This window comes from Micromonospora antibiotica (assembly GCF_017599305.1).
Lineage (GTDB): Bacteria > Actinomycetota > Actinomycetes > Mycobacteriales > Micromonosporaceae > Micromonospora > Micromonospora antibiotica.
The window spans coordinates 1-5,862 of the sequence record NZ_JAGFWR010000051.1 but is presented as its reverse complement, the minus strand read 5'-3'; the positions used below and the strand labels follow the sequence as shown (position 1 = coordinate 5,862).

Here is a 5,862-nt window from a genome sequence, read left to right as displayed (position 1 = left end):
GGCCCAGCGGCCCAGCGGCCCAGCGGCCCAGCGGCCCAGCGGCCCAGCGGCCCAGCGGCCCAGCGGCCCAGCGGCCCAGCGGCCCAGCGGCCCAGCGGCCCAGCGGCCCAGCGGCCCAGCGGCGGGAGCATATTCCCCCCTGGAGCCGATATGCCACAGCGGCATAATTATGCCGCTGTGGCATATCCGCTCTTCGGAGAAGGTGTCACTTCCCGGTCGTCACCGGAACCAGACGTCACCGGAACCGGACGTCACCGTCGACCGCCTCCGGTCGCCGGCGGCTTCGACGAGACGTGAGCCGCCCCGGTCCGCGCCACGTCGTCGGGGCCGAACACCGGGCGACCGGGCAGGCCGGTCCCGGAACCGCCGACGGGCGTCGTACCCGGGTGGGGTGCGACGCCCGTCGGCGGTGTCGGTGCGGACTCAGCGCTGGTCGAGGTTCCCGGAGGTGTCCTCCTGGTAGCTGGCGCCACCGTTGACCTCGCTGGTCAGCGGCTTGGCACCACCCTCCGGCGGGCCGGCGAGGCTGTGGCCGGCGGCCAGCTCGGGGAACTTCGCGTCGAACGCCGGGCGCTCGGAGCGGATCCGGGGCATCCGGTCGAAGTTACGCAGCGGCGGCGGGGAGCTGGTCGCCCACTCCAGCGAGTTGCCGTGGCCCCACGGGTCGTCCACCTCGACGACCGGCCCGGTCTTGTACGACTTCCAGCAGTTCCAGATGAACGGCAGGGTCGAGATACCGGTGATGAACGCGCCGATCGTGGAGATCATGTTGAGCGTGGTGAAGCCGTCGCCGGGCAGGTAGTCGGCGTACCGGCGGGGCATGCCCTCGGCGCCGAGCCAGTGCTGCACCAGGAAGGTGGTGTGGAAGCCGATCATCGTGAGCCAGAAGTGAATCTTGCCCAGGCGCTCGTCGAGCATCCGGCCGAACATCTTGGGGAACCAGAAGTAGATGCCACCGAAGACGGCGAACACGATGGTGCCGAAGAGCACGTAGTGGAAGTGCGCCACGACGAAGTAGTTGTCGTGCAGGTGGAAGTCGAGCGGCGGGCTCGCCAGCAGCACCCCGGTCAGACCACCGAAGAGGAAGGTCACCAGGAAGCCGACGGCGAACAGCATGGGCGTCTCGAAGGTGATCTGGCCCCGCCACATGGTGCCGATCCAGTTGAAGAACTTCATGCCGGTCGGTACGGCGATCAGGTAGCTGAGGAAGCTGAAGAACGGCAGCAGCACCTGGCCGGTGGCGAACATGTGGTGCGCCCAGACGCTCATCGACAGGGCGGCGATGGAGATGGTGGCGGCGACGAGACCCTTGTAACCGAAGATCGGCTTGCGGGAGAAGACCGGGATGATCTCGGTGATGATGCCGAAGAACGGCAGCGCGATGATGTACACCTCGGGGTGACCGAAGAACCAGAAGAGGTGTTGCCACAGCATCGGGCCGCCGGTGGCCGGGTCGTAGACGTGCGCGCCGAGCAGCCGGTCCGCGGCCAGCGCGAAGAGCGCGGCGGCCAGCAGCGGGAAGACCAGGATCGCCAGCAGGCTGGTGACCAGCATGTTCCACGTGAAGATCGGCATCCGGAACATGGTCATGCCGGGGGCGCGCAGGGTCAGGATCGTGGTGATCAGGTTGACCGCGCCGAGGATGGTGCCCAGACCCGAGATGGCCAGGCCGACGACCCACATGTTCGCGCCGACGCCGGGCGAGTGCTCGATGCTGCTCAGCGGGGTGTAGGCGGTCCACCCGAAGTCGGCGGCGCCGCCCGGGGTGAGGAAACCGGCGGTCGCCATCGTGCCGCCGAACAGGTACAGCCAGTAGGCGAAGGCGTTCAGCCGGGGGAACGAGACGTCGGGGGCGCCGATCTGCAACGGCACGACGTAGTTGGCGAACGCGAACACGATCGGGGTCGCGAAGAACAGCAGCATGATCGTGCCGTGCATGGTGAACAGCTGGTTGTACTGCTCCGGCGACAGGAACTGCATGCCCGGTCGGGCCAACTCGGCTCGCATGACCAGGGCCATCAGGCCACCGATCATGAAGAACACGAACGCGGTGACCATGTACATGATCCCGATCTGCTTCGCGTCCGTGGTGCGCAGCAGCCGCGCGATGGCCGACCCCTTGACCGGCTCTCGGACCGGCCATGGCCGGGTCACGACCGGCTTGGGTGCGACGGTGGTCACGAATGGCCTCCGGTTCTCGGTTGTCCCGCTCGGCACGCGTCGTCAGCTGCGGGCCGTCATCCGAAAGGATGTTAGTCCCCGGTAGGTGGCAGCACCGCTCGGGGTGCTCTGGCACCATGTCCGGCCTATCGTCGGGCCTACAGCGGGCCGACCAGGAGCCGGTAGTGCTCACCGAAGATCCGCCCGCCCCGCCCGCGCAGCAACGGGTCGCGCAGCGCCGGCGGCACGTCGCGGGTGCGGTTGCGGTCCCGGGTCCGGTCCCGCACCCATCGGGTACGCGGACGACGACGGCTCTCGTACGCGACCAGGGCCGCCTCGACACTGCCGGCGGCCCGGAGCGACTCGGCGAGGACCACCGCGTCCTCGAGCGCCATGGCGATCCCCTGGGACAGGGTGGGTGCGGTGGCGTGCGCGGCGTCGCCGACCAGCAGTACCCGGCCCCGGTGCCAGCGGCCCAGCTCGACCTCGTCGGTGAGCCCGACCTGCACGTCGCGCCAGGCGGCCAGCACCGCCGGGACCGGCCCGCCGTAGCCGCCGAAGAGTTCGTGCAGCCGGGCGACCGGGTCGGTCGGGGCGACGGTGCCGGCCTCGTCGGCGTAGCAGTAGAGCCGGCCCGCGCCGAGCGGCACCACGAGGAAGCCGGCCCGCCGGCCGAGCAGCGCCGTCCAGTCGGCGACGTCGGGGCCGTCGCGCACCACGCCCCGGTAGACCACCTGGCCGGCGGGGCGGGGTGGACCGCCGAGCGCGGCCAGGGAGCGGACCGCCGAACGGGGGCCGTCGGCACCGATCACCAGGTCGTACTCGCCGCCGGTGCCGTCGGTGAAGGTAACCGCGACCCCGGCGGGCAGCAGCTCCACGGTGCTCACCTCGGCGCCGTGCCGCACCGCGCCCCCGGCCCCGCTGAGCAGCACCTGGTAGAGGTCGCGGCGGGGCAGCGCCCGGCACTCGCCCACCTCGGCCCAGAGCGTGTCGAGGTCCACCTCGCAGAGCGGGTCGCCGGCGGCGTCGAGGAAGCGTTGGCGGTGGATCACCTGCCCGAGGGGGCGGACCGGGCCGTCGAGGTCCAGTCGTCGTAGTGCGCGGGCGGCGTTGCCGGGCAGGTAGAGGCCGGTGTCGGCGAGCTCGTTGGGCGGGAGCTTCTCGGTGACGTCGGGCCGGAAGCCGGCCAGCCGCAGGGCCCGGGCGACGGCCAGGCCGGCGATGCCCGCGCCGACGACGAGGATGCGCAGGGGGGAGCCACGCATGGTGGTGTACGCCTCCGGAGGGGATCGGTACGCGGTGAAGGCAAGACACTACTCCGCGCGATCGGCGCACACCAGGGCCGGTGAGACCCATCGCCACCCTCCGGACTGGACAGAAAGTGGTTCAGCCCGTCGAACGCCGTTCGATTGAAGAATACCCATGGGCCGGAAGTCGTTCGTCTCACTAGAGTGACGGCGTGACGACGGACGAGTCATACCGCTCGGTCAAGTCGGCGGGCCGCGCGCTGGACGTGCTGGAGGCGTTGGCCGCTCCCGCCGGCCCCCGCTCGCCGGTGGAGCTGAGCCGGGCGCTGGGCATCCCCAAGAGCAGCCTGCACGCCATCCTGCGGACCCTGTTGGACCGCGAGTGGGTGGCCGCCGATCCGACCGGCACCCGGTTCTCGGTGGGCCTGCGGGCGCTGGAGGTCGGGGCGGCCTTCCTGGCCGGCGCGGACGCCGCCGCCCTCTACGACGTGACCCTGGACCGGCTCGCCGGGTGCTCCGGAGAGACGGTCCAGCTCTACCGCCTGGACCGCGGCTCGGTGGTGCTGCTGGCCCGGCGGGACTCGGCGCACATCGTCCGGCCCGTCTGCGCGGTGGGGCGTCGGCTGCCGGCGCACGCCACCGCGGCCGGCAAGGCGTTGCTCGCCGCGCGGACCGACGAGGAGGTCGACCGGTTGCTCCAGTGGCCGCTGGCGGCGGCCACCGGGCGGACGGTCACCACGCCGGAGGCGCTGCGGGCCGAGCTGGCGGCGGTCCGGCGGCGGGGCTGGGCCGAGGAGTGGGAGGAGTGCAGCCCGGGGCTGGCGGCGGTGGCGGTGGCCGTACCGCTGCGGGAGCCGGCGGTGGACGCGATCTCGGTGGCCGCGCCGGTGGACCGGCTGGGGCCGGAGGCGCGGACCCGGCTGGCGGCGGTGCTGCGGGAGGCGGCGCTCCAGGCCCGGACGGCCCGCGCGCTGCTCGCGCCCAACCGGTAGGACGCGGTTCACGTACGTGGACAAGATCGCCCGTTAACTTAACCGGTTCAGTTGCGCAACAGTTTCAAGTGTGTAAATGTGACGGGGACCATGGGAGCGCTCCCGGTCATATCCGAGACAAGGTCCGGCGCCCCGCGCCGCAGCCAAGGAGCATCATGAAGCGTCCATTGCGGGCCCTCGCCGCCGCCGGCCTCCTGGCCGTCGGCACGATCGTGGCCGTCGCCGTCGGCGGCACCGCCTCCGCCGACACCCAGATCTGTGAGCAGTACGGCTCCACCGTCATCGGCGGCCGGTACGTGGTCCAGAACAACCGCTGGGGCACCACCGCCCAGCAGTGCATCAACGTCACCGGCAGCGGTTTCAACATCACCAGCCAGCAGGGTTCCGCGCCGACCAACGGCGCACCGGTGTCGTACCCGTCGATCTTCGTGGGCTGCCACTACACCAACTGCTCGCCGGGCACCAACCTGCCGGCCCAGGTGAAGTCGATCAGCAGCGCCCCCGGCAGCATCTCCTTCAACTACGTGGGTGGCGCGATCTACGACGCCGCCTACGACATCTGGCTCGACCCGTCGCCCAAGCGGGACGGGGTCAACGCCATGGAGATCATGATCTGGTTCAACCGGCAGGGCAGCATCCAGCCGATCGGCTCCCCGGTGGGCAACACCAACATCGCGGGCCGCAGCTGGGAGGTGTGGCGCGGCAACAACGGCGGCAACAACGTCATCTCCTACGTCGCGCCGTCGGCGATCCAGGGCATGAGCTTCAACGTGCTGGACTTCATCGCCGACACCCGTAACCGGGGGGCGATCACCAACGACTGGTACCTGACCAGCATCCAGGCCGGCTTCGAGCCGTGGCAGGGCGGTGCCGGGCTCGCCGTCACCAACTTCTCCCAGACCGTCAACACCGGCGGCAACCCGCCGCCCACCACCGCCCCGCCGACCACGCCCCCGCCCACCGGCGGCGGCTGCGCGGTGAAGTACACGTCCAACTCGTGGAACAACGGGTTCACCGCCGACGTGACGATCACCAACCGGGGCTCCGGCGCCATCAACGGCTGGACCCTGACCTACAACCTGCCCAGCGGGCAGCAGGTCACCAGCTCGTGGAACGCCACCGTCAGCCAGAGCGGGTCGACGGTGACCGCCCGCAACGCCGCGCACAACGGCAGCATCTCCCCCGGTGGCACCGCGACCTTCGGCTACCAGGGCTCGCTGAACGGGACGTACTCGGCGCCGACCAGCTTCTCGCTCAACGGCACCGCCTGCGCCCGCGCCTGACCCCACACCACCCACCACCACGCGGGGGGCGTGACCCACAGGGTCACGCCCCCCGCACCTCGTGTTTTGACCGTTCTGTGGGCAGGGTGGTCTGGCGGTGTGGTGTGGGTGTGTTCGTGGTGGTGTGGTGGAGGGCTGTCATTTGCCCTTGTGGACGGCGTTTTTGCGGATGACCGGATA

4 protein-coding genes are annotated in these 5,862 nt (G+C 70.8%); 2 read left to right on the top strand and 2 right to left on the bottom strand.

Annotated features, from left to right (window positions below; all coding sequences use genetic code 11):
- Positions 1-423 precede the first annotated feature (423 nt).
- Positions 424-2,181, bottom strand: a complete 1,758-nt coding sequence (gene ctaD, locus JQN83_RS32500; protein ID WP_208570982.1) for an aa3-type cytochrome oxidase subunit I — start codon at positions 2,179-2,181, stop codon at positions 424-426.
- Positions 2,182-2,318: 137 nt separating this feature from the next.
- The gene (locus JQN83_RS32495) at positions 2,319-3,425 is read right to left on the bottom strand and encodes an FAD-dependent monooxygenase (RefSeq protein WP_208570981.1); all 1,107 of its coding nucleotides are present in this window, start codon (positions 3,423-3,425) and stop codon (positions 2,319-2,321) included.
- Positions 3,426-3,619: 194 nt separating this feature from the next.
- Between JQN83_RS32495 and JQN83_RS32490 the strand changes: the two genes are divergently transcribed.
- Positions 3,620-4,399: an IclR family transcriptional regulator gene (locus JQN83_RS32490; RefSeq protein WP_208570980.1), complete on the top strand. Its 780-nt coding sequence runs from the start codon at positions 3,620-3,622 to the stop codon at positions 4,397-4,399.
- Positions 4,400-4,554: 155 nt separating this feature from the next.
- A complete protein-coding gene (locus JQN83_RS32485) occupies positions 4,555-5,682 on the top strand; it encodes a glycoside hydrolase family 12 protein (protein ID WP_208570979.1) in 1,128 nt (375 codons plus the stop codon).
- Positions 5,683-5,862: the final 180 nt, after the last annotated feature.

Bases quoted from the DNA above. Each gene is read 5' to 3' on its own strand.
- JQN83_RS32495 (WP_208570981.1), bottom strand. From the start codon at position 3,425: ATGCGTGGCTCCCCCCTGCGCATCCTCGTCGTCGGCGCGGGCATCGCC.
- JQN83_RS32485 (WP_208570979.1), top strand. From the start codon at position 4,555: ATGAAGCGTCCATTGCGGGCCCTCGCCGCCGCCGGCCTCCTGGCCGTC.